Source organism: Nonomuraea sp. NPDC026600, from assembly GCF_040638335.1.
Lineage (GTDB): Bacteria > Actinomycetota > Actinomycetes > Streptosporangiales > Streptosporangiaceae > Nonomuraea.
The window spans coordinates 199,368-219,865 of the sequence record NZ_JBEZYD010000002.1; the positions used below are offsets into that span (position 1 = coordinate 199,368).

Here is a 20,498-nt window from a genome sequence, read left to right on the forward strand (position 1 = left end):
CGGGCGATATCCTGCCGCACATGGGGATGAAGATCGTCGTTGACGACCTGTCGGGCCCGGAGATCGCCGCGTTCCTGGACGAGCACCTCCAGGAGATGCGGTCCATCACGCCTCTGGAGAGCAAGCATGCCCTCGACCTCGACGCGCTCCGCAAACCCGAGGTCACGTTCTGGACGGTCATCGACGGGGACACCCTGGTGGGCTGTGGTGCGCTCAAGAGGCTGGACGCGGAGCACGCCGAGGTGAAGTCGATGCGTACCAGGCCGGTGCGCAAGCGGAGCGGGGTCGCGTCCCTGCTCCTGGAGCACATCATCGCCGAGGCCAAGCGCATGGGGTTCGCCCGGCTGAGCCTCGAGACCGGCTCGGACGAGTTCTTCCTGCCCGCCAGGAAGCTGTACGAGAAATTCGGGTTCGAATACTGCGAGCCGTTCTCGGATTACCGGCCCGACCCATACAGCGCGTTCATGACAAAGACCCTCTAAGTGTGGCGCGGCCGGTAGATGTTGAAGCCTCTGCGGTGACATCTATCCCGGCTTGGCCGGTTCCTGCGCATAGCGGAAAGTTGGGGGACATTCCTACATTGGAGATCCCTTAATGACTACCCATCCTCTGCCGATGCCGGTCCCCGGTGAGCTGGCGTCCAGCACGATTCACCGCTATCGGGACGAGAACGGGCCGGTGTTCCGCATCGAGCTTCCGGGCAAGGTCAATGCGTGGGCCGTGACCTCGTACGACACGGTGAACGCGGTCCTCTCCAACGACGACGTCCGCTTCAGCAAGAACCCCAAGAACTTCACCGCGCTGCACGACGGCACCATCCCCCCTGACTGGCCGCTGCGGCAGCTCATCGAGGGCGAACACCTGCTGGTGAAGGATGGAGCGGATCACCGGAGGCTGCGCGGCCTGGTCAACCGAGCCTTCACCCCGGGACGCGTGCAGGGCCTCGCCGCGCGCGTCCAGGAGATGACGGACGAACTACTCGACCGGCTGGCGGACGAGGGCGAGGTGGTGGACCTCGTCCGGCACTTCACCGAGCCGCTGCCCGTCAACGTGATCTGCGAGCTGTTCGGTGTGCCCGAGGACGATCGGAACCAGGTCCGCGTCTGGAGCGGTGTGCTCCTGTCGCACACCGCCACCCCGGAGGAAGCCGCCGCGACCGGGGCCGCCCTGCTCGGGTACCTGGGCCGGTTCATCGACAGCAAGCGCGGCGATCCGGGTGACGACCTCACCACCGGGCTCATTCGGGCGCAGGAGGACGACGGGGACCGGCTGTCCGACAGCGAGATGGTGTGGATTCTGTGGCTGGTGCTGATCGCCGGTCACGAGACCACCGTGCACCTGCTCGCCAACACGGTCATCGCCTTGTGCGCGGATCGCGACCAGCTCGACCTGGCACGTACGAAGGACGCCTGGGGGCAGGTGGTCGAGGAGTCGTTACGCAGCCGGAACTCGGTGATCAACGTCCTGTTCCGCTACCCGCTGGAGGACGTGCGTCTCGGCGAGGTGACGATCCGGGCCGGGGAACCGATCATGATCGCGGTCGCCGGCACCGGGACGGATCCGGCCAGGTTCGGCGGGGACGCGGGGCGCTTCGACATCGCGCGCGGCCAGGAGACGCATCTGGGGTTCGGCCGCGGGCCGCACTTCTGCCTAGGGGCGCCGCTGGCCAGGCTCGAAGCCCGCATCGCGCTGTCCTCGCTGTTCGGCAGGTTCCCCGAGCTGCGTCTGGCGGTCGATCAGGGCCAGATCGCCTACACCTCGTCGTTTATCACCGAAGGTCCGGTCGAGCTGCCCGTGGTGCTGGGGCCCGCCGGCTGAGCTCCCGGCGGGCCCGCGATCGCCTGACCTAGGCGGGGCTGGTGGTGCCGAGGAAGTAGTACTCGCCGATCGGGGTGGTCGGCCCGACGATGGTGTCGCTGACGCTGACCACCCACCGGTAGGTGCCCGCGGTCTGGCCGGTGCTCAGGGTCTTGACGGTGGTGCCGGTTGCGGTGGTCGCCACCTCGGTCCAGATCGGCAGGCCGAAGGGCCCGCAACAGGAGTACTTCTCCAGGCTGAGCCGCATCCGCGCGGTGCCGGGTCCGTCGAGGCAGGCGGTGTGGGTGCCGGCGCCGGCGGAGGTGAAGCCGGCCGGCGGGTAGATGCCGGGGTCGGGGACGAGCAGGCCGAAGTTGCCCTGGTGCGCCGTCAGGTCGTTGAAGTGGTGGTTCGGGTGGCCCGCGCACTGGGTGTTCACGATGGACAGCGTGAGCCCGTACGCGTTGAGGATCTCGTTGACCGGCTGGAAGTAGGTGGTGCCGCCGGCGCTGCAGTTGCCGGAGCCGCCGGAGGTGACGCCCTGCGCCTGGTAACCGGAGATGAACGGGCCGCCGGAGTCGCCGGGCTCGGCGCACACGTTCGTCCGGACGACCTCGGTGACCGTCCCCTGGGAGTAGGTCACGCTGACGTTGCGCTGCTGGATGACGCCGCAGTGCCAGTGCGTGGTGGAGCCCGACCGGCACACGGCCGACCCGGCCGGCGCCTCGACGGAGCCGAAGACCGGTACCTGCTCGGTGCCGTAGGCGTTGACCGCCGGGCGGGCGACCCACTGCGAGTTGACCGCGACCCAGGAGTAGTCGTTCCCGGGGAACGACGAACCCTGGAACGTGCCCTGGCTCTGCCCGCCCGGCCCGGTCGTGGTGAGTCCGGGAGTGCCGCAGTGACCGGCCGTGACGAAGCCCTGGGTGCTCCCCAGGGTCGCCGGGAAGCCGATCGAGCAGCGTGAGCCGCCGGCGATGTAGTAGGCGTCGCCGCCGCGCAGGTTCTGGAACGTGACCGGCCGCTCGGCGATGGTCTCGATCCGTACGGCGGCGCGGTCCACACCGCTCGCGACCACGAACGCCGCGCCCGCGGCGGCGTCCAGCGCCTGCACCACGACGGTGTTGGCCTGCTCGTCCACGAACCAGACCGGGACTTCTCGCCCGGCGGTCTTCCCAGCGGTGGTGTCCAGCGCGTTCTTGACCGAGGTGAGCGCGGCCAGAGACCGGCCGACGACCTTCGCCTGGGCGCCCGCGGCGGTGACGGCGGCGGCCGAGGCGGCGTCGGTGGTGGCCACCACCAGCCGGCCCTCCTGGTTCACCCAGGATCCGGCGTACCGGTCCTTGAGCTCGGCGCGCAGCTTGGGCTGGAGCCGGCGGGCCCGCTCCTCGTTGTCCAGGCGGGTGATGACCTGTTCGCGGGTGTGGCCCAGGTCGCGCCGCATCGCGTCGATCACTTCCGGCGGCGGCTCCACGGCGGAGGCTTGGACGACTTCGACGGGGGCGGCCGTGGCGGGGGTGGCGGTGAGCACGAGAGCGATGATCGCGAGCGCCGCGCCCGCCGCCGACGGGCGGTGAAGGATCATGGAAGCTCCTCGGATCGGGGGGTGCCGTCACGGTATGACGGGGCCGATCATCGAGGGACATACCATCCGCGCATACCGCGGCCTTATGGCGCCGGGCCCGGCGCCATAAGGCCGCCGTCTAGCTCGGGATCGGGTACGGGAACGCGCCGGTCACGCCGATCTTGTCGTACTCCATCTTCGAGGTGTCGAAGCCGTCCACCCAGTTGGCGTTGGTGACCTCGTTGCACTTGTACGCCTGGTACTTGTCGTCGCTGACCTTGCCGACCTCGACGTTGGAGATGGCGAAGCCGCACCCGCCCGCGTCCATGTGCACGCCACGCGTGCCGGAGTCCGGCATCTGCCCGGCGGGGTCGTTGATGACGTCGCCGATCACCATCTGCGAGACGTAGTTGTCGATCGGATGCGGTTCGACGTTGTGCACGCCGTAGGTGTAGAAGGCGCCCATGTCGCCGCTGTCGAGGCCGGTCTCCTCCAGGCGGATGTAGGAGAAGCGGTTGCCCCGGGCGTAGTTGTCCTCGTTCTTGATCTCGGGGCGGACCTCCAGGCTGATGCCGTAGCGGGCGCTGTGCTTGACGACGATGTTGCTGACGGTGTTGTTGCCCGTGCTCATCAGCTCGATGCCGGCCGCGTCGCCGGGGACCAGCTCGCCGACGTGGTAGATGTAGTTATTGGTGATCGTGTGATGTCCTGAAATGTCGCCCTCGCCGGGGTAGCCGCCCTCGACCTTGATGCCGTCGCCGCCGATGTTGTCAAGCAGGCCGTCCGACACCTTGACCCGCTCGTTGGCGAAGAGCAGGAAGACGCCTGTGTACCCGCTGTCGGACAGGTGCAGCCTCGTCAGGTCGATGTCGCGGGAGTTCGTCACGGTGATCATGCCGAACCTGTTGCGCGGCATCTCGATCTGCCGGTCGTAGATCGGGTACTTGTGCTCGTAGCCCGAGTCACCGGGGCCGTTCCACCCGTACCTGTACCAGTCGACGAAGTCGGAGTACTGCAGCGCCAGCCCGTCGAAGGCGAGGTTCTGCACTCTGTGCTCGGGGGAGGAGCCGGCCAGCGAGACGATCGTCTTGACGGTGGGCGCCATGACCTTGTCGATCGAGCTCTTGGGCCAGTAGTAGACCTCGCTGTTGGCGAAGTCGAAGTAGTACTCGCCCGGCTGGTCGAGGAAGCGCAGCGTGTTCTGCAGGAAGTAGCGCGAGCCGCTGCGGCTGTTGACGAGGGTGAAGCGGGCGTCGTTGTTGAGCGTGAAGAAGTTCTTGCGGAAGTCGGCTCCGCCGAGCGGCACGGTGTCGGTGAACCAGCTCCACGACCCGCCGGACCAGACGACCATCTGGGAGTTCTTGTCGAAGTCGGCGTCCCACTCCTTCGGGACGTCCTTGGGGTCGAAGAAGAGCCAGTTGTGCACGGCCTGGTATTCCGCCTCGGGCGTCACGGAGAACAGATACGGCGACCACAGATCGTCGCTGGTCCTGTTCGGGTAGCGGGCGGTGGTGGCGCGCTTGCCATCCTCGAAGAGCGTGTAGAAGCTCCGGTCGACCTTGGTCTTGTAGATGGTGTCGTTGTACTTCTGCCAGCCGGTCAGCGGCTTGGCCCCGAGCAGCCTGGCCTTGCCCGGGCCGTCGGCGCTGCGATAGGTGATCTTGTGGCCGTTCTCGCCGGAGTCGGCCTCGGTGAAGGTGATCGTCTTGTCGACGACGTAGTCACCGGCCTTGACGTTGACGACGATGTCGCAGTTCTGGTGGCCCTTCTTGGCCCGGAGCCGGTCACGGGCCTGCTCCACCGACTTCCACGGGCGCCGGGAACCACCGTCGCCCTGGTCGCTTCCTGAGGTGGAGACGTAGTAGTCGCAGGTGGGCTTGGCGGCCGGGGTGGGGGTCGGGGTCGTCAATCCGCCGATCAGTAAGACGATCGCGCTCAGAGACCTGAGGATCACTGGCTCTCCTTCATGTCCCGCCACCGCTCGTACTCGGCGCGGGTCTCGGGGGTGAGTGGGTAATAGTCGGAAAGCGCGCCGCCCTCCTCGATGCGGGCGCGGCTGTAGCGCTCCCACTGCTCGTGGTCGGCGGCGGCCTCGAGCACGGACGCGGCCCGCCGGCGCGGCACCACCACGGCGCCGTCGTCGTCGGCCACGCACAGGTCGCCGGGCAGCGCGAGCGCCCCGCCCACGGCCACGGGCACGTCGTACGCCCACGGGAACAGCTCCGCCTGCGAGGCGTACTGCGGGGTGGCGCCCGTGCACCAGATCGGCACGTCCAGCTCGGCGACCCGGGGCAGGTCCCTGATCCTGCCGTCCACGACGATCGCCGCGCCGCCCTTGCGCTTGAAGTAGCGGACCAGCATGTCGCCGAAGCAGCCGGTGTAGGCGCTGCCGTACGCCTGCACGACCAGCACGTCGCCGGGCTCGATCTCCTCCAGCACGGCCCACAGGGCGGTGTGCCGCTCGACGTACTCCTGGCCGAGGCCGGAGGCGATGTCCTCGCGCTGCGGCATGAACTGCAGCGTGCGGACCCGGCCGACGACCTGCCGCCCTGGCGCGATGGGACGCGGACCTTCGATGAAGGTCCGCCGGATGCCCTGGTTGTGCAGTTTGGCGCAGGCGGTGGCCGAGCTGATCCGGGACAGCCCGGCCACGAGGGCGGGATCGGGTTCGGCGGGCAGCGGCCCGCGAACGGGAAGGTCCCAGATGGGGTCGTCCATGAAACTCCTCAGTAGGCCCGGTGTGGGTCAGTGGTGGCGGCGCGGCTCAGTAGTGCTGGTGTGGCGCAGGAATGCCGAGGAATGCTCAGTAGTGCTGGTGCGACGGGGTGCGGACGCGGGCGGTCGTGTGCAGGTCGAGCCGGATGCGGCGGCCGGGCGGCAGCTCCACGAGCAGCCGGGGCCCGCCCACCGCCACCTCCCGCTCGGCCTCGGTGATCGGGGGAGCGGTGTAGGAGCGCGGGTCGCCCGGGTAGCCGGGCTCGGCGCCGGTGACCATCGCCCGGTCGATGTCGTGCTCGCCGAACGCGCCCGCCTGCACCACGACCCTGCGGGTGCGGCTCAGCCCGAGGTTCACCAGCTCGACGCGGACGCCGTCCGGCCGTACCGAGTCGACCAGCGCGGCCACGTCGGGGGGCAGGCCGGGGCGGTGGCGGTCGGCGTCGAAGTAGGCCAGCCGGGCCGGCAGCAGCCCGCCGTTGTAGAGGACCTGCGGCGTGCCCGTGACCAGTTGCAGCAGCGCCTCGGTGAGCACCGGGTTGAGCCGCTGCCAGTGGTGCACGTGGATGGTGGACGGGTCCGCGTGGTCGGCGTCGATGAGCGCCATCCGCCGCTGCACCTGGCCGAGCGCGGTGGCCAGCATGGCCTCGGGGAAGCCGGGGTTGGCGCCGCGCAGGAACTCCAGCCAGGGCGCCTCGTGCCCGGCCTCCTCCTTGTTGCGGAACGCCCGTACCGTGGTCCAGTCGTAGCCCGAGGCGGCGCGCAGCCGGTCGATCCGGTCCGCGTCCTGCTCGGCCAGACCCGTGTGCCATAGCCAGACCGGCAGGCCGAGCTGCGGCGGCTGGAAGTCGAACCAGCCCTGGTCGTCGTGCCGGTTGGGCACCAGCATGGTGGGCAGCCCGGCCTCCTCGCCCAGTTCGGCCAGCCACCGGTCGCTGGTGCTCATCTCCGTGCCGGTCACGGGGGCCTGCCTGGCGTGGCCGTACACGGTGTCCAGGGGGTCGCGGCCGATGGCGAGCGCGGCCTGGTCGCCGGTCAGCAGGTGGGCGTTGACCGCGGCGATCGCGGCGGCGGCGCCGACGCTGTAGAGGCCGTGCGGCCACTGCCAGCCGTAGGTGCCGCCGTACCATCGGCCGCCGTGCAGCTCGCCGACCTTGCCCGACGGGCCGACGTTGTCGGGGAGCACGCCGTGGTTGGCGGCGGCCCGCTCCTGCCAGGCGCCGATGTAGCGCAGCGCCCAGTCCCGGTAGCGGTCGTCGCCGTCGTACAGCCAGGCGTTGACGGCCAGGCTGGTGGCGGCCAGGTTGATCGCCACGTCGCCGCGGCCGAGCCGCTCGCTCATCGCGGCGCCCATGCGGGCGGCGTTGCCGGGGTCGGCCAGGTCCGACCAGGCCGTGATCCCCGGCAGGTCGCGCAGCGGCAGCCCGTACGGCCGCATGCTGTCCAGGTCCGCGTGGTAGGAGGCCCACTCGCGCTGGAGACCGTACCGGGGGCCGCCCGCGCCGTTGTGCGGGGCGCGGATGAGGTCGAGCTCGGCGTCGTAGTTGGCCGAGCCGGGCAGGTAGAGCCCGGCGAAGCGGCGGGACAGGTCGCGGAAGCGCTCGTCGCGCGGGTCGGCCGCGCAGATGCCGTAGAACAGCAGCAGCGACTCGCCCTGATGGAACCAGTCGTAACCGCGCTCGAACTCCTCCACCAGGTAGCCGAGCTCGGTGAGCTGCGCGGTCACGCCCTCCCAGTGGTGCTTGGCCGCGTCGAGCAGGTCGTCGGCGCCGCCGAGCTGGTAGAGCGCCGGCCAGTTGAAGAACGCCTCATAGAAGTCGTCGGCGCCGTCCCGGTCCTCGCCGTGGCCGTGGTAGACGAGCCGGCCGTCCGGCCCGCAGTAGCGGGCGGCGAAGGCCCGCCACGCCTGGTCCAGCGCGTCGAAGAGTCGGCGTTCGAGCACTGCCCAGACCGGCGGCGTGCCGAGGGGGACGGTCGCCTTGATCTCCCGCAATGTCATCCCTTCGTGGACCCGGCCGTGAGGCCGCTGATGATGTGCCGTTGCATGAAGACGAAGAAGACCAGCAGCGGGGCGATGGCCAGCAGCAGCGTCGGGAAGACCACCGTGTAGTCGGTGGCGTATTGGCTGACCGCCGCGTAGACGCCGGTGGTCACCGTGTACAGGCCGCTGCCGGGGCCCAGGATGATCTGCGGGTTCACGAAGTCGTTCCACACCGAGAAGGTGTTGAGGATGACCATCGTGGCGACCGCCGGCCGCATCAGCGGGAAGACGATCTGCCAGAACGTCCGCAGCCGCCCGGCCCCGTCCACGGCCGCCGCCTGGTCGAGCACTGCCGGGACGGTCGCGATGTAGCCCGCGTACAGGAAGATCGAGAACGGCAGCGTGAGTACGGTCTCGAACAGCACGAACCCGCGGATCGTGCCCATCAGCCCGAGCGTCTTGAGCACGTAGACCACCGGGATGACCAGCACCTGGCCCGGGATGAACGTCCCGGCCAGGAAGAACAGCATCAGCACCCGGAAGCGGCGCTTCGGGCTGCGCGCGATCACGTAGGCCGCGGGTGCGGCCAGCACCACGGAGAGCACGTTGACCGCCACCACGAACAGCAGCGTGACCGCGTACCCCTTGACGACGTTGAACTGCGGGTTCGTCAGCGCCCTGCCCAGGGGCTCCAGCGTGAGGCTCCCCAGGCCGAACGGGTTGGCCAGGATGTCCTGCTGGCCCTTGAACGCGTTGACGGTCAGCACGTACAGGGGGACGAGCATGAAGGCGACGCTCGCCCAGAGGAAGGTCCTTCTCACTGGTGCACCGCCAGCTCGCCCCGCCTGCGCAGCCGGGTCACCACGAACGCCAGCGCGCCCGTCACCAGCATGAGCAGCACCGACTGCGCCGAGCCGAAGCCGAGGCGGGCGTCGTGGAAGGAGTTCCACAGGATGAGGTAGGCGACGGTCTGCGTCTGCCCGGCCGGGCCGCCCGCGGTCAGCGACACCACCAGGTCGTACGTCTTGAGCAGCGTCACCAGCGACAGCACGATGTTGACCGTCACGGACGGGCCCAAAGCGGGCAGCGTAACGTTCCTGAACACCTGCCATCGGGTCGCGCCGTCGATGCGCGCCGCCTCGACCAGGGAGTGCGGCACGGCCTGCAGCCCGGCCAGGTACAGCACCACGTTGACGCCGAACCCCGCCCACACCAGCACCGCGATCATGGCGACCATGGCCCAGGCCGGATCGGACAGGAACGGCAGCACCTCGCCGCCCCAGGAGGTGACCAGGTTGTTGACCGCGCCGGTGGTGCCGAGGATCGCCGACCAGAGGAAGCCGACCACGAGGGCGCTGAGCACGTGCGGGTAGAACAGCACGATCCGGAAGAACGTGTTCGCCCTGGAGGCACCGTTGACCAGGAGGGCGAAGCCGAGGCCCAGGAGGTTGAGCCCGGCCGTGCCCGCCGCCGCGACGAGCAGGGTGACGAAGGCCGCGCGGCGCAGGTCGGGGTCGTCCAGGAGGTCGAGGTAGTTGGCGGCGCCGACGAAGGCCGGGTCGGCGCTGAAGCCGTCCCAGTCGGTCAGGCTCAGATAGAGGGCCAGGCCGACCGGGACGATCAGCATCACGGTGTAGAGGACGGTGGCCGGGCCGACCATGATCGCGGTGACCCATCCGTCGCGTCTCCTGGGCTTCCGCGGCACGACCGTGGTGGTGACGAGGGGTGCTACCCGGGTGAGCGTCATTTCCGGCCGGCCAGCCAGCGGTCCACGCCCTCGGCCACTTCCTTGGGCGACTTGCCCACATACAGGCCCTGGACCTCGGTGTTCCAGGCGGCGTTGAAGCCCTTGGGCAGGGTCGCGTCGCCGTACCCCTCACCCTGCGGGACTCCCGAGGGGGCGCCGTCGAGGATCTGCTGCACCTGCTTCTCCAGCGGGGTGAACTCGCGTTCCACCCCGGCGCGGAAGTTGCCGTCCTGTTTGAGCTGGCTCTTGACCGCCGCCGGGTCGGTGACCAGCCACCGCACCAGCTTGAGCGCCGCGTCCTTCTGCGGGGTGGACTTCAGGATCATGTACGGGGCCGCCATCGTGGCGCCCTGCGGGCCCGGGTACCGCTGGCCCTTGTCGACCGGGGCGGGGAAGACGCCTACCTCGAAGTCCTTCTTGGACTTGGCCTCGGAGGCGGTGAACCAGCTCCCCATGACGTACATCGCCGACTTGCCGGACAGGAAGGCGGTCTCGGCGTCGGCGTACTTCATGCCGAGCGCGTTCTTGTCCACGTACCCCTTGTCGATCCACGTGCGGTAGCGCTCCAGGTACGGCAGCAGCGACTCGCCCGCCTTGATCTTGCCCGCCTTGATGTCCTGCTGCCAGGTGGGGAGCGTCTGGGCGCGCGACGGGTTGGACAACTGCAGCAACTGGAGCCCGGTCAGGAACTCGCCGCCGGTCTGCAGCGGCAGCCACCCGGCCGCCTTGAGCTTGCCCATGACCTCGTCGAAGTCGTCGAACGTGGCCGGCGGCCGGTCGATCCCGGCCTTCTCGAACGCGCTCTTGTTGTAGAAGACCAGCGACTGCGCCTGCACACCGACGCCGACCGTGTAGATCTTGCCGCCCAGCCTGGCCTGCTCGGCCAGCGGCGTGTCCTTGGCCCACGGCTGATCGGTCAGGTCGAGCACCTGCTTGGCGAGCCTCTCGTCGGCCGTCAGCGTCTCGACCACGTCGGGGGCGTTGCCCGCGGCGAGTTGCTGCGGGAGCGTGTCGGCCACGCCCTTGCCGGTCGGCGCCTCGATCTTGACGTCGATGCCGGGATTGGCCTGCTCGAACGGCTTGACCAGCCCGTCCCAGTACGCCTGGGTGAGGTTCGGGGTGATGTTGACCAGCATCCGGACCGTGGCCTGGCCGCCCCCGCTCGGCCGCTCCTGGCCGTCACCGGCGAAACCGCCCCCGCCGCAGCCGGCGAGCAGGGACAGGCATCCGACGGCGGCCAGGGCGAGGAATGGACGTGGGGAGCGCATCGCACCTCCAAGGGAGACGCCTTTTAATGGGTCGTCACTCGATTAACGATTATTTAATACGTAGGTCACATAGGCTCGTCAAGGGCCACGTAAATAGGTATCCAGCGGATTGCCTGAGTCATAAATACGTTAGGATGGGCGGATGGCTGGACGCGAGGACGGCAAGCGGCTGGTGCTCGGCGCGGCGGAGCTCGCCGCCCTGCGGGCATGGGCGGAGGGCGGCGGAAACCTGCGCCTGCGCAGCCGCATCGTGCTCGCCTGCGCCGACGGCCTGCCCCGCAACGAGATCGCGACGCGGCTGGCGGTGAGTCCCGCGACCGTCACCAAGTGGCGCGACCGGTTCATCGAACGGGGCCTCGACGGCCTGGCGGACGCGCCGCGCCCCGGCCGCCCGCGCACCGCGGAGCGGCAGGAGGCCGAGCGGGTGATCGCGGCCGCGGCCACCGGGTCCGCCGTGCCGTCCACCCGCACGATGGCCAAGCAGCTCGGCCTCTCGCAGTCCACGGTCGCGCGCATCTGGCAGGAGCAGCAGGTCGCGCCGCCCGCGGCCCGGGTGCTGCCCAGGGAACTGCTGTCCGACCGGGTCTACGCGCTGCTGCGCGGCTGGATCGTGGCCGGCGAGCTGGTGGCCGGGCAGCGGCTGGTGGAGTCGGAGATCGCCCGCCGGGTCGGCACCAGCCAGGCCCCGGCCAGGGAGGCGATCAAGCGGCTGGCGCACGAGGGCCTGGTCATCTCCTATCCCAACCGGGGCAGCTACGTCGCGGAGATCTCCGACGAGCAGGCCCGCGAGGTCCGCGACATCCGGGTGCTGCTGGAGGAGTACGCCGCGCGCGGCGCCGCCACCCGCGTCCGGCCCGAGACGCTGCGGCAGCTCGCGGGCGACGTGCGGGCGATGCGGCAGGCGGCGAGCGACGGCGACATCGGCGCGTTCAGGGACGCCGACCTGGCCTTCCACCGGCGCGTCTGCGCCGCCTGCGGCAACTCCTTCCTGCTGCGGCTCTGGCGGACCATCGAGTCCAACCTGTGGAGCCTGCACGTGGTCGGCAACCCGCTCTACGGTGGCGACTGGGGCGCGATGGCGGACTACCACGACGACCTGGCGGCGGCGCTGGCCGCCGGCGACCCGGACGAGGCGGCCCGCCTGTTCGCCGCCCACGCCCGGGGCGAGTCCTCCCGCACCCCGCCCCGAAACCGGCCACCTCAGGCGGCTGCCCAGGCCGACGTCCCGGCGGACGCGTAGGACGTCGTCCCGGCGGACGCTCCGGTTGACGCTCAGGCGGACGCGGCCAGGTCGTAGACCCCGCCGCGCCGAGTGTCGAAGACGATCACCCCCGGCTCCGGTCGCTCGCTCTTGACCGGCCTGCCGTGCTCGGTGACCGTGACGTCCTTCGCGGTGCGGAGCGTGAGCTTCCGCCCCAGGTCCGAGCAGATCTTCCCGTGGAGGACGGCCCCGCCGCTCCACTCCAGGTCGATCTCGAAGCCGCCCCGAGCCCGCAGCCCGCCGAACGACCCCGCCGGCCAGGCCGCGGGCAGCGCCGGCAGCAGGTGCACCTGGTCGCCGTGGCTCTGCAGCAGCATCTCGGTGATCCCCGAGGTCCCCCCGAAGTTGCCGTCGATCTGGAACGGCGGATGCAGGTCGAACATGTTGGGCGCCGTACGGGCGGGCAGCAGCAGATTGCTCAGCCGCTTGTACGCCTCCGGCGCGTCCAGCAGCCGCGCCCAGAAATTGATCTTCCAGGCGAGCGACCAGCCCGCCCCCGCCTCGCCCCGCAGCTCCAGCGTCCGGCGGGCCGCCGTGGCCAGGTCGGGGGTCAGGCGCGGGTCGATCTGGTGGCTCGGGAACAGCCCCCACAGATGTGAGATGTGCCGGCTGCGCGACAACGCGGCGTCGCCCCGGTAGTCCTCCTGCCACTCCTGGATCTGGCCGAGATGACCCACCTGGGTGGGCACCAGCCGGGCCCGGGCCTGCTTCACCCGCTCCCGCATCCCCTCCTCCAGCCGGAGGATCGTCGCAGCCTCCTCGAACGCGCCGAACAGGTCCCGCAGGATCTGCATGTCCATGGTCGGACCCGCGCAGATGCTGACGTTCTCGCCACCGTCCTCGTGGTGGCCCACCTCGGGGGAGTGCGAGGGGTTGGTCACCAGGTAGCCGGTCCTGGGGTCGGTCTGCAGCGTGTCCAGGAAGAACTCCACCGAGCCCTTGATCAGCGGGAAGTGCTCGCGCAGCCGCCGCTCGTCACCCGTGTAGAGGTAGTGCTCCCACAGCGTCAGGCAGAGCCACGCGCCGCCGCTCGGCCACACGCCGTAGAAGGCGAAGTCGACGGGCGCGGTCCCGCGCCAGCCGTCCGTGTTGTGGTGGGCCACCCAGCCGCCCGCGCCGTACTGCGTCCTGGCGGTCCTGGCCCCCGACTCGGCCAGGTCCTTGATCAGATCGAACAGCGGCTCCATGCACTCGGTGAGGTTGGCCGGCGCGGCCGGCCAGTAGTTCATCTCGCAGTTGATGTTGATGGTGAACTTGGACTCCCACGCGGGCGTGAGCGAGTCGTTCCAGATGCCCTGAAGGTTGGCGGCGTAGCCGGGCGAGCGGGAGCTGGAGATCAGCAGGTAGCGGCCGAACTGGAAGTACAGCGCGGCGAGCTGCGGGTCAGTGTCGAGCTGCTTGCGGGCGATGCGCTCGTCGGTCGGCAGCGCGACCGCCTCCGAGGTGCCCAGGTCGATCGCCACCCGCCCGAAAAGCCGCTGGTAATCCCGTACGTGCTTGCGCAGCAGCACCTCGTACGGCCGCCCGCTCGCCCGCCCCAGATGCCGCTCCGCCACCTGGGCGGGGTCGCCGCCGACGTCCTTGAAGCTCCGGTAGCTCGAACCCATGGAGATCAGCAGCGTGACCTCGTCGGCGCCCTCCACGATCAGCGTGCCGCCGTCGGTGCGGACCGTGCCGCCCTTCGCCTCGGCCCTGGCCAAGGCCTGGAAACGTACCTCGCCCTTCATTTCCTGGGTCTCGCCGCTGACCCCGTCGAGTGCGATCGAGGCCTGGCCGGTCGCGGCCGTGGTCGAGCTCTGCGCGCTGGAGAAGGCCGCCTGGAACGTCACCGCGCCCGGTTTGTCAGCCGTGTGGCGTACCACGATGACCTGGTCGGGGTTGCTGGCGAAGACCTCGCGCGTGTGGCGGACGCCGTCGCGGACGTAGGTGACCGTGGTGACGGCGCGGGTCAGGTCGAGCTCGCGGCGGTACTCGGTGAACTCGGCGGAACCCGGGAAGGTCAGCGCCAGGTCGCCGAGCACCTGGTAGGGGGCCTGTTCGCTGGGCCGGCCGAGGAACTTCTGGTCGGCCAGGTTCTGCGCCGCCTGCCACTTGTCCTCCCAGACCAGTTGCCTGATCTGCGGGAGCGCGGCCAGTGCCTCGGGGCTGTCGTAGACGTGCGGGCCGCCGGCCCAGATGCTGTCCTCGTTGAGCTGCAGGCGTTCGGTGGCCACGCCGCCGAAGACCATGGCGCCGAGTCTCCCGCAGCCGACAGGTAATGCCTCCAGCCAGGCCGCGGCGGGTTTGCCGTACCAGAGAGTGAGGGGGTTGTCCGGCGCGGACCGGGCGGCCCGCGCCGGGTCCGCGGCGAGGCCGCTCGTGAGCAGGGAACCGGCCGCGGCTCCCAGCCCGGTCGTGAGCACGCCCCTGCGTGTGTAGCCGTGGGTCACCATTACTCCTTTTGTTGCGCGGAGGTTAAGGCGGACGTGGGATGTATTAGTACGCTCGATAGGGATCTTCTGTCCAGCCCCCCACGTTTGGCGCAGGGGGCTGGCCAGAACATGGGATGTTTGTTAGATTCCAGCCTGCGAACGATCTCCCGCCGGAGAGGATCAGATGTCCCTGACCGACGAGGCCATCGCCCGGATCCGGCAGCTCATCCAGTCCGGAGAGCTCCCGCCGGGCTCGCGGCTGCCGCCCGAACCGCAGCTCGCCGCCCAGCTCGGCGTCTCACGCAACCCGTTGCGCGAGGCGGTCAAGGCGCTGGTCGTGGCGCGTGTCCTCGACGTGCGCAGGGGCGACGGCACGTACGTCACCAGCCTGGAGCCGGCGCTGCTGCTCGAAGGGCTCGGCATCGCCATCGAGCTGTTGCGCGACGACACGCTTATGGAGGTCATCGAGACCCGGCGGCTGTTCGAGCCGGTCGCGACGGCGCTGGCCGCCACCCGGGTGTCCGACGCCCAGCTCGCCGTCATCGGCGAGCAGTTGGCGGCCATGCGGGAGGTCAGTGACGACGTGGAGAAGCTCAACCACTTCGACGCCGCCTTCCACCGCGCGGTGGTGGCCGCGACCGGCAACGAGACGCTGTGCACGCTGCTCGACGGCATCTCCGGCCGGACGATGCGGATGCGCGTGTGGCGCGGGACCGTGGTGGCGGGCAGCGCCGACCGCACGCTGGCCGAGCACGAGGCGATCTACGACGCGCTCGCCGCGCGGGACGCCCCGCTGGCCCAGGCCGCGGCGCTGATGCACATCAGCACGACCGAAAGCTGGTTCCGCCTCGTCCTCGCCGCCGAGTCGAGATGACCCGCTTAGACGCGCACCACCACGTCTGGGACCTCGCCGTCCGGCCCCACGCCTGGCTCGATGCCGAGAAGCTGGCGCCGATCCGCCGCACCTTCACCCTCGACCGGCTCGCCGGGCACGCGGCCGCGGACAAAGTGAGCGAGACCGTGCTGGTGCAGGTGCTGCCCGACCTGGCGGAGACCGCGGAGTTCCTGGCGCTGGCCGCGGAGTCCGACCTGGTGGCGGGCGTCGTGGGCTGGATCGACCTCACCTCGCCCGCCGCCGCGGAGACGCTGGCCGGGCTGCCCGGCGGGCTGGTAGGAGTCCGGCACGGCGTGCAGGCCGAACCCGACCCCGGCTGGCTCACCCGCCCGGACGTCCGCCGCGGGCTGGCCGCCGTCGCCGCGGCGGGCCTGGCCTACGACCTGCTCACGCTGCCGCGTCAGCTGCCCGCCGCCATCGACACGGTGGCCGCCATGCCCGAGCTGACGTTCGTCCTCGATCACCTGGCCAAGCCGCCGATCGCCTCGGGGGAGCTCGAACCGTGGGCGAGCAGGATCCGGGAGCTGGCCGGACACCCCAACGTGTACTGCAAGCTGTCCGGGATGGTCACCGAGGCCGACTGGGCATCCTGGCAGGTGGCCGACCTGCGGCCCTATGCCGAGACGGTGCTGGCGGCGTTCGGTCCTGAGCGGGTGATGTTCGGGTCGGACTGGCCGGTCTGCCTGCTCGCGGCGGATTACGAGCGGGTCGTGTCGGCGGCCGATGAGCTGTGCGCGGGCCTGTCGGCGGGGGAGCGGGCGGACGTCTTCGGGGGTACGGCACGCCGGGCGTACCGGCTGCGGGAGCGCTGACGCGGGCCGCTTTTTATATCCCCCATACGCCGATATCGCAGGCTTTACAAGATCTTGTCAGCTCATAGAACCAGTGTTAACTCTTGCGGAGGCGCGGGACCTGATCGCGCAAGTCCCTGGCGTGCAGGAGGAAAAGGTGTCGACCAGACCCTGGTTACGCAGCACTGTCGTCGTCCTCGCCATCGCGGCGTCCTCTCTACCCCTCACCGGAGCCGCCCGGAGTGAACCGGGCGGGACAGTTCCCCAGATCCAAGACGTTCAGGACGGCGAGCCCGGCAAGCCCGACCTGGACAACCGGCAAGGCAGAGTCCCGCCGCCGGTCGGGATCAACGCACGGAGCGCGGGCGCGGCGGCCGAGATCCGCTGGAACGCGCTGGGCACCCCGGCCGCCATCACCAGCGCCGCGCCGCTTGCCGAAGGGCTGGGCGCCGACCCGGAGCAGGCCGCACGCGCCTATCTCAAGAACAACGAGCGGGTCTTCGGCCTGTCCGGCGCGTCGGTCGACGCCCTGGAGAAGGTCGCGGTCAACCCCATCGGCGCGGGCCATGCCGTACTGCTGCGCCAGCGCTTCGGCGACCTGCCGGCCGGCGTGGACGGCCTCGTCGCGATCGGCGTGGCCGACGGCAAGGTCAGGCACGTCACCTCCTCGCTGTCGCGCGACACCGGGGCGCCGCCGGCCGCCACGATCACCGAGCGGCAGGCCCTGGAGATCGCGGCCAGGGACGACGGCATCGACCTGGCCACGGCCGTCACCAAGCAGGTCAGCGCGGTGGCCGTACCGGCACCCGACGGGGTGCACAACGCGTACCAGGTCGTCCTGATCGGCGGTCAGGACGAGGCGGCCGGCTACACCACGCACGTGGACGCGGTCAGCGGCGCGATCCTGGTCCGGGAGAACCTGGTCGAGCACTTCGACCCGGACAACCCGCACTGGTCGGCGTTCCCGTCGAACCCGCCGGACGACTACTCCGCCACCGACACCCGCCAGACCTGGTGCTTCGCGGCGGCTCCCGGCTGTGACTACGTGACCGGCGGCGACCCGCCGACCGGCAAGGCGTGGGACGTCGACCACGCCACGAACACCCCGACCGGCACCAGCGTCGGCAACGCGGCGAAGACGTTCGAGAACCGGGCGAGCGGCGACCCGTTCACGGTCGGCACCCGCAGCAACGTGCTCAGGCCGAGCCGGAACTACTCCTACCCGTGGCAGAACACCTGGTACACGGCGAAGTGCAACCCCGCGGTGTTCGACCAGAGCGGCGAGAACGACCTCGAAGCCGCGATCGCCAACCTGAACGCCATGCACAACAGGATGCACGACTGGTCCTATCGGCTCGGCTTCACCGAGACCGCGTGGAACATGCAGGTGAACAACGGCGACCGAGGCGGCCTCGGCAACGACCCCGAGCAGGGCAACGCCCAGGCGGGCGCCCGCGACCTGACCGTCCGCGACAACGCCAACCAGATCACCGGCCCCGACGGGGTCGCGCCGATCACGAACATGTACCTGTGGCAGCCGATCGCGGGCTCGTTCTACTCCCCGTGCGTGGACGGCGACTACGACATGTCGGTGATCGGCCACGAGGACACCCACGCCATCTCCGGCCGCATGATCGGCGGCCCGACCGCCGGCTGGAGCGGCGCCCAGGCCGGCGCGATGAACGAGAGCACCTCCGACCTGATGGCGATGGAGTACCTGTTCGAGTACGGTTTCCGCCCCTCGGGCCTGACTCCGTACGTCACGGGCGGCTACGTCACCGGAGACCGCGAGCGGGGTATCCGGAACTACGACATGTCGAAGTCGCCGCTCAACTACAGCGACATCGCCTACGACCTGGTGGGCCAGCAGGTCCACGCCGACGGCGAGATCTGGTCGGCCACCCAGTTCGACGTGCGGGACGCCTTCGTCAAGCGGTACGGCAAGGGCACCGCGAAGCAGCAGCGGGCCTGCGCGGACGGCAAGACGCCGATCGGCAGGTGCCCGGGCAACCGGCGCTGGGCCCAGCTCTCCCTCGACGCCCTGCTGCTGATGGCCTCCGGCGCGGTCAGCTACGTCGACCACCGGGACGCGCTGCTCGCGGCCGACGCGCTGCGCTTCGACGGCGCGGACCAGGACATCATGTGGCGCGTGTTCGCCGAGCACGGCCTGGGCGCGAACGCGGCGAGCGTCGGCCCGAACGACCCCGACCCCACGCCCAGCTTCGTCAACCCGGCAGGCAAGAACGGCTCGCTGCAGCTCAAGCCGCTGGGCGAGGCGAAGGGCGCGGCGCTGCGCCTGTACGTGGGCGACTACGAGGGACGGGTGGTCCCGGTCGCCGACACCGACCCGGCGACGCCGCTCGGCGACACCGTCGAGATGACGCCCGGCCTCTACGACTTCGTGGTGGCGGGCAACGGGTTCGGGCACACGCGGCTGAAGTTCCCGGTGGTGGGCGGCGCGAAGCTGCCGCTACCCCTGCCGCTGTCACGTAACCTCGCCTCGGCCACGGCCGGCGCGACGGCCTCGGGCGACGGCGTCAACCAGGCCAAGCTGATCGACGAGACCGAGGCCACGAACTGGGCCTCGCTCACCGGGGCGCCGGCCGGCAGGTCGGTCACGGTGGACCTGGCGGGCGACACTCCCGTCAAGATCCGCAGAGTCCAGGTCAGCGCCATGCTCAGACCCAACATCAGCGACCCGGCCGACCCCGGCGCGCAGAACCGCTTCACCGCCCTGCGCTCCTTCGAGGTGCTCGCCTGCGCCAAGGACTGCGCCGACCCGGCGAACTTCAGGAAGATCTACACCAGCCCCGCGGACGCGTTCAAGACCACGCGCCCTCGTCCCCGTGGCGCGAACCTGCTCATCAAGTCGTTCAACATCCCCACCACCACCGCCACCCACCTGATGCTCCGCACGCTCACCACCCAGTGCACCGGCAACCCGCTCTACGCCGGTGAACAGGACGCCGACCCCAACTCCTCGACGGACTGCGCCACGGCCAGCCCCTTCCGCGACCAGGCCCGAGCCGCCGAATTCCAGGCGTTCTCGTTCTGACCCCCGTAGTACGGCTTGCGCTCACACCGGGCGCGAGCCGTACTAAATTTTGACCGGTGTACCCTCCCATCGAGCCCTATGACCATGGGCATCTCGACGTCGGCGGCGGCCATCTCGTCTACTGGGAAGTCTGCGGGAACCCCCAGGGCAAGCCCGCGCTCGTCGTCCACGGCGGCCCCGGTTCGGGCTGCACGCCGCGTCAGCGGCGCGGCTTCGATCCCGAGCGTTACCGCATCATCCTGTTCGACCAGCGCAACTGCGGCCGGAGCCGGCCGCACGCCAGTGACCCGGCCACCGATCTGACCACCAACACCACCCACCACCTGATCGCCGACATGGAACGACTGCGCGAGCACCTCGGCGTCGACCAGTGGCTGCTCTACGGCGGCTCGTGGGGGTCCACGCTCATGCTCGCCTACGCCGAGACGCATCCCACGCGGGTGTCGGAGATGGTGATCTGCGGCGTCACCATGACGCGCCGCTCCGAGATCGACTGGCTCTACTTCGGCGTCGGCCGCTACTTCCCCGAGCAGCGGCAGCGCTTCCGGGAGGGCGTCCCCGAGGCCGAGAACGACGGCGAGGTGCTGGCCGCCTACGCGCGCCGCATGTCCGACCCCGACCCCGCCGTCCGCGCCAAAGCCGCCCATGACTGGACGGCGTGGGAGGACACGGTGATCTCCATGGAGGTCAACGGCTCGCCGAACGCCTACAGTGACCGGCCGCCCCTCGCCCTCCTGGCCTTCGTACGGATCTGCGCCCACTACTTCTCCAACGCCGCCTGGCTGGAGGAGGGCATTCTGCTCCGCGAGGCCGACAAACTGGCCGGGATTCCCGGCGTGCTCCTCCATGGCCGCTTCGACCTGGGCTCGCCGCTGGAGAACGCCTGGGACCTGGCCCAACGCTGGCCCGCCGCCCGGCTCGTCGTGGTGGACGACTCGGGGCACACCGGCAGCGACACCATGCGCAAGGAGGTCCAGGCGGCTCTGGACGGCTTCGCGACCTGAGCCCGCGGG

The 20,498-nt window shown here is 70.2% G+C and carries 15 protein-coding genes; 7 read left to right on the forward strand and 8 right to left on the reverse strand.

Going from position 1 to position 20,498, the window contains the following annotated elements:
• The first annotated feature begins 20 nt into the window (after window positions 1–20).
• Together AB0F17_RS04595 and AB0F17_RS04600 are read left to right on the forward strand one after the other, a co-directional pair.
• Window positions 21–482: a GNAT family N-acetyltransferase gene (locus tag AB0F17_RS04595; protein ID WP_358016173.1), complete on the forward strand. Its 462-nt coding sequence runs from the start codon at window positions 21–23 to the stop codon at window positions 480–482.
• A gap of 112 nt (window positions 483–594) precedes the next feature.
• Window positions 595–1,818 carry a cytochrome P450 gene (locus AB0F17_RS04600; protein WP_358016177.1) on the forward strand — a complete coding sequence of 408 codons (1,224 nt, stop codon included), beginning with the start codon at window positions 595–597 and terminating at the stop codon, window positions 1,816–1,818.
• A 28-nt stretch (window positions 1,819–1,846) separates the two neighbouring features.
• Here AB0F17_RS04600 and AB0F17_RS04605 read toward each other — a convergent pair whose 3' ends face one another.
• From AB0F17_RS04605 to AB0F17_RS04635, 7 genes are all read right to left on the reverse strand, one after another.
• Window positions 1,847–3,382, reverse strand: a complete 1,536-nt coding sequence (locus tag AB0F17_RS04605; protein ID WP_358016180.1) for a S1 family peptidase — start codon at window positions 3,380–3,382, stop codon at window positions 1,847–1,849.
• A 118-nt stretch (window positions 3,383–3,500) separates the two neighbouring features.
• On the reverse strand, window positions 3,501–5,315 hold the full coding sequence (locus AB0F17_RS04610) for a right-handed parallel beta-helix repeat-containing protein (RefSeq protein WP_358016183.1): 1,815 nt from the start codon (window positions 5,313–5,315) through the stop codon (window positions 3,501–3,503).
• Entirely contained in the window at window positions 5,312–6,079 is a 768-nt protein-coding gene (locus AB0F17_RS04615) for a hypothetical protein (RefSeq protein WP_358016186.1), read from the reverse strand. The genes AB0F17_RS04610 and AB0F17_RS04615 overlap by 4 nt, the downstream gene beginning before the upstream one ends.
• Window positions 6,080–6,164: 85 nt before the next feature.
• Entirely contained in the window at window positions 6,165–8,075 is a 1,911-nt protein-coding gene (locus AB0F17_RS04620; protein ID WP_358016189.1) for a hypothetical protein, read from the reverse strand.
• Window positions 8,072–8,878, reverse strand: coding sequence for a carbohydrate ABC transporter permease (locus tag AB0F17_RS04625; RefSeq protein ID WP_358016191.1), 807 nt, complete (start codon window positions 8,876–8,878; stop codon window positions 8,072–8,074). Before AB0F17_RS04625 ends, AB0F17_RS04620 begins: the two co-directional genes overlap by 4 nt.
• On the reverse strand, window positions 8,875–9,804 hold the full coding sequence (locus tag AB0F17_RS04630) for a sugar ABC transporter permease (protein ID WP_358016195.1): 930 nt from the start codon (window positions 9,802–9,804) through the stop codon (window positions 8,875–8,877). The genes AB0F17_RS04625 and AB0F17_RS04630 overlap by 4 nt, the downstream gene beginning before the upstream one ends.
• Window positions 9,801–11,072 carry an extracellular solute-binding protein gene (locus AB0F17_RS04635; RefSeq protein ID WP_358016199.1) on the reverse strand — a complete coding sequence of 424 codons (1,272 nt, stop codon included), beginning with the start codon at window positions 11,070–11,072 and terminating at the stop codon, window positions 9,801–9,803. The genes AB0F17_RS04630 and AB0F17_RS04635 overlap by 4 nt, the downstream gene beginning before the upstream one ends.
• Window positions 11,073–11,214: 142 nt before the next feature.
• Between AB0F17_RS04635 and AB0F17_RS04640 the strand changes: the two genes are divergently transcribed.
• Complete coding sequence (locus tag AB0F17_RS04640) at window positions 11,215–12,312, forward strand: FCD domain-containing protein (protein WP_358016202.1); 1,098 nt, start codon at window positions 11,215–11,217, stop codon at window positions 12,310–12,312.
• 32 nt (window positions 12,313–12,344) lie between these two features.
• Here the strand turns inward: AB0F17_RS04640 and AB0F17_RS04645 are convergent, their stop codons facing one another.
• The gene (locus AB0F17_RS04645) at window positions 12,345–14,762 is read right to left on the reverse strand and encodes a glycoside hydrolase family 95 protein (RefSeq protein ID WP_358016205.1); all 2,418 of its coding nucleotides are present in this window, start codon (window positions 14,760–14,762) and stop codon (window positions 12,345–12,347) included.
• 166 nt (window positions 14,763–14,928) lie between these two features.
• Here AB0F17_RS04645 and AB0F17_RS04650 point away from each other — a divergent pair, with 166 nt between their 5' ends.
• The 4 genes from AB0F17_RS04650 to pip all read left to right on the forward strand — a co-directional run bounded on the left by AB0F17_RS04650 (window position 14,929) and on the right by pip (window position 20,489).
• Window positions 14,929–15,618, forward strand: a complete 690-nt coding sequence (locus tag AB0F17_RS04650; protein WP_358016208.1) for a FadR/GntR family transcriptional regulator — start codon at window positions 14,929–14,931, stop codon at window positions 15,616–15,618.
• The gene (locus AB0F17_RS04655) at window positions 15,615–16,451 is read left to right on the forward strand and encodes an amidohydrolase family protein (RefSeq protein ID WP_358016211.1); all 837 of its coding nucleotides are present in this window, start codon (window positions 15,615–15,617) and stop codon (window positions 16,449–16,451) included. Before AB0F17_RS04650 ends, AB0F17_RS04655 begins: the two co-directional genes overlap by 4 nt.
• A 136-nt stretch (window positions 16,452–16,587) precedes the next feature.
• Window positions 16,588–19,485, forward strand: a complete 2,898-nt coding sequence (locus AB0F17_RS04660; protein WP_358016214.1) for a M36 family metallopeptidase — start codon at window positions 16,588–16,590, stop codon at window positions 19,483–19,485.
• A 56-nt stretch (window positions 19,486–19,541) separates the two neighbouring features.
• Window positions 19,542–20,489, forward strand: coding sequence for a prolyl aminopeptidase (gene pip, locus AB0F17_RS04665; protein WP_358016217.1), 948 nt, complete (start codon window positions 19,542–19,544; stop codon window positions 20,487–20,489).
• Window positions 20,490–20,498 lie beyond the last annotated feature (9 nt).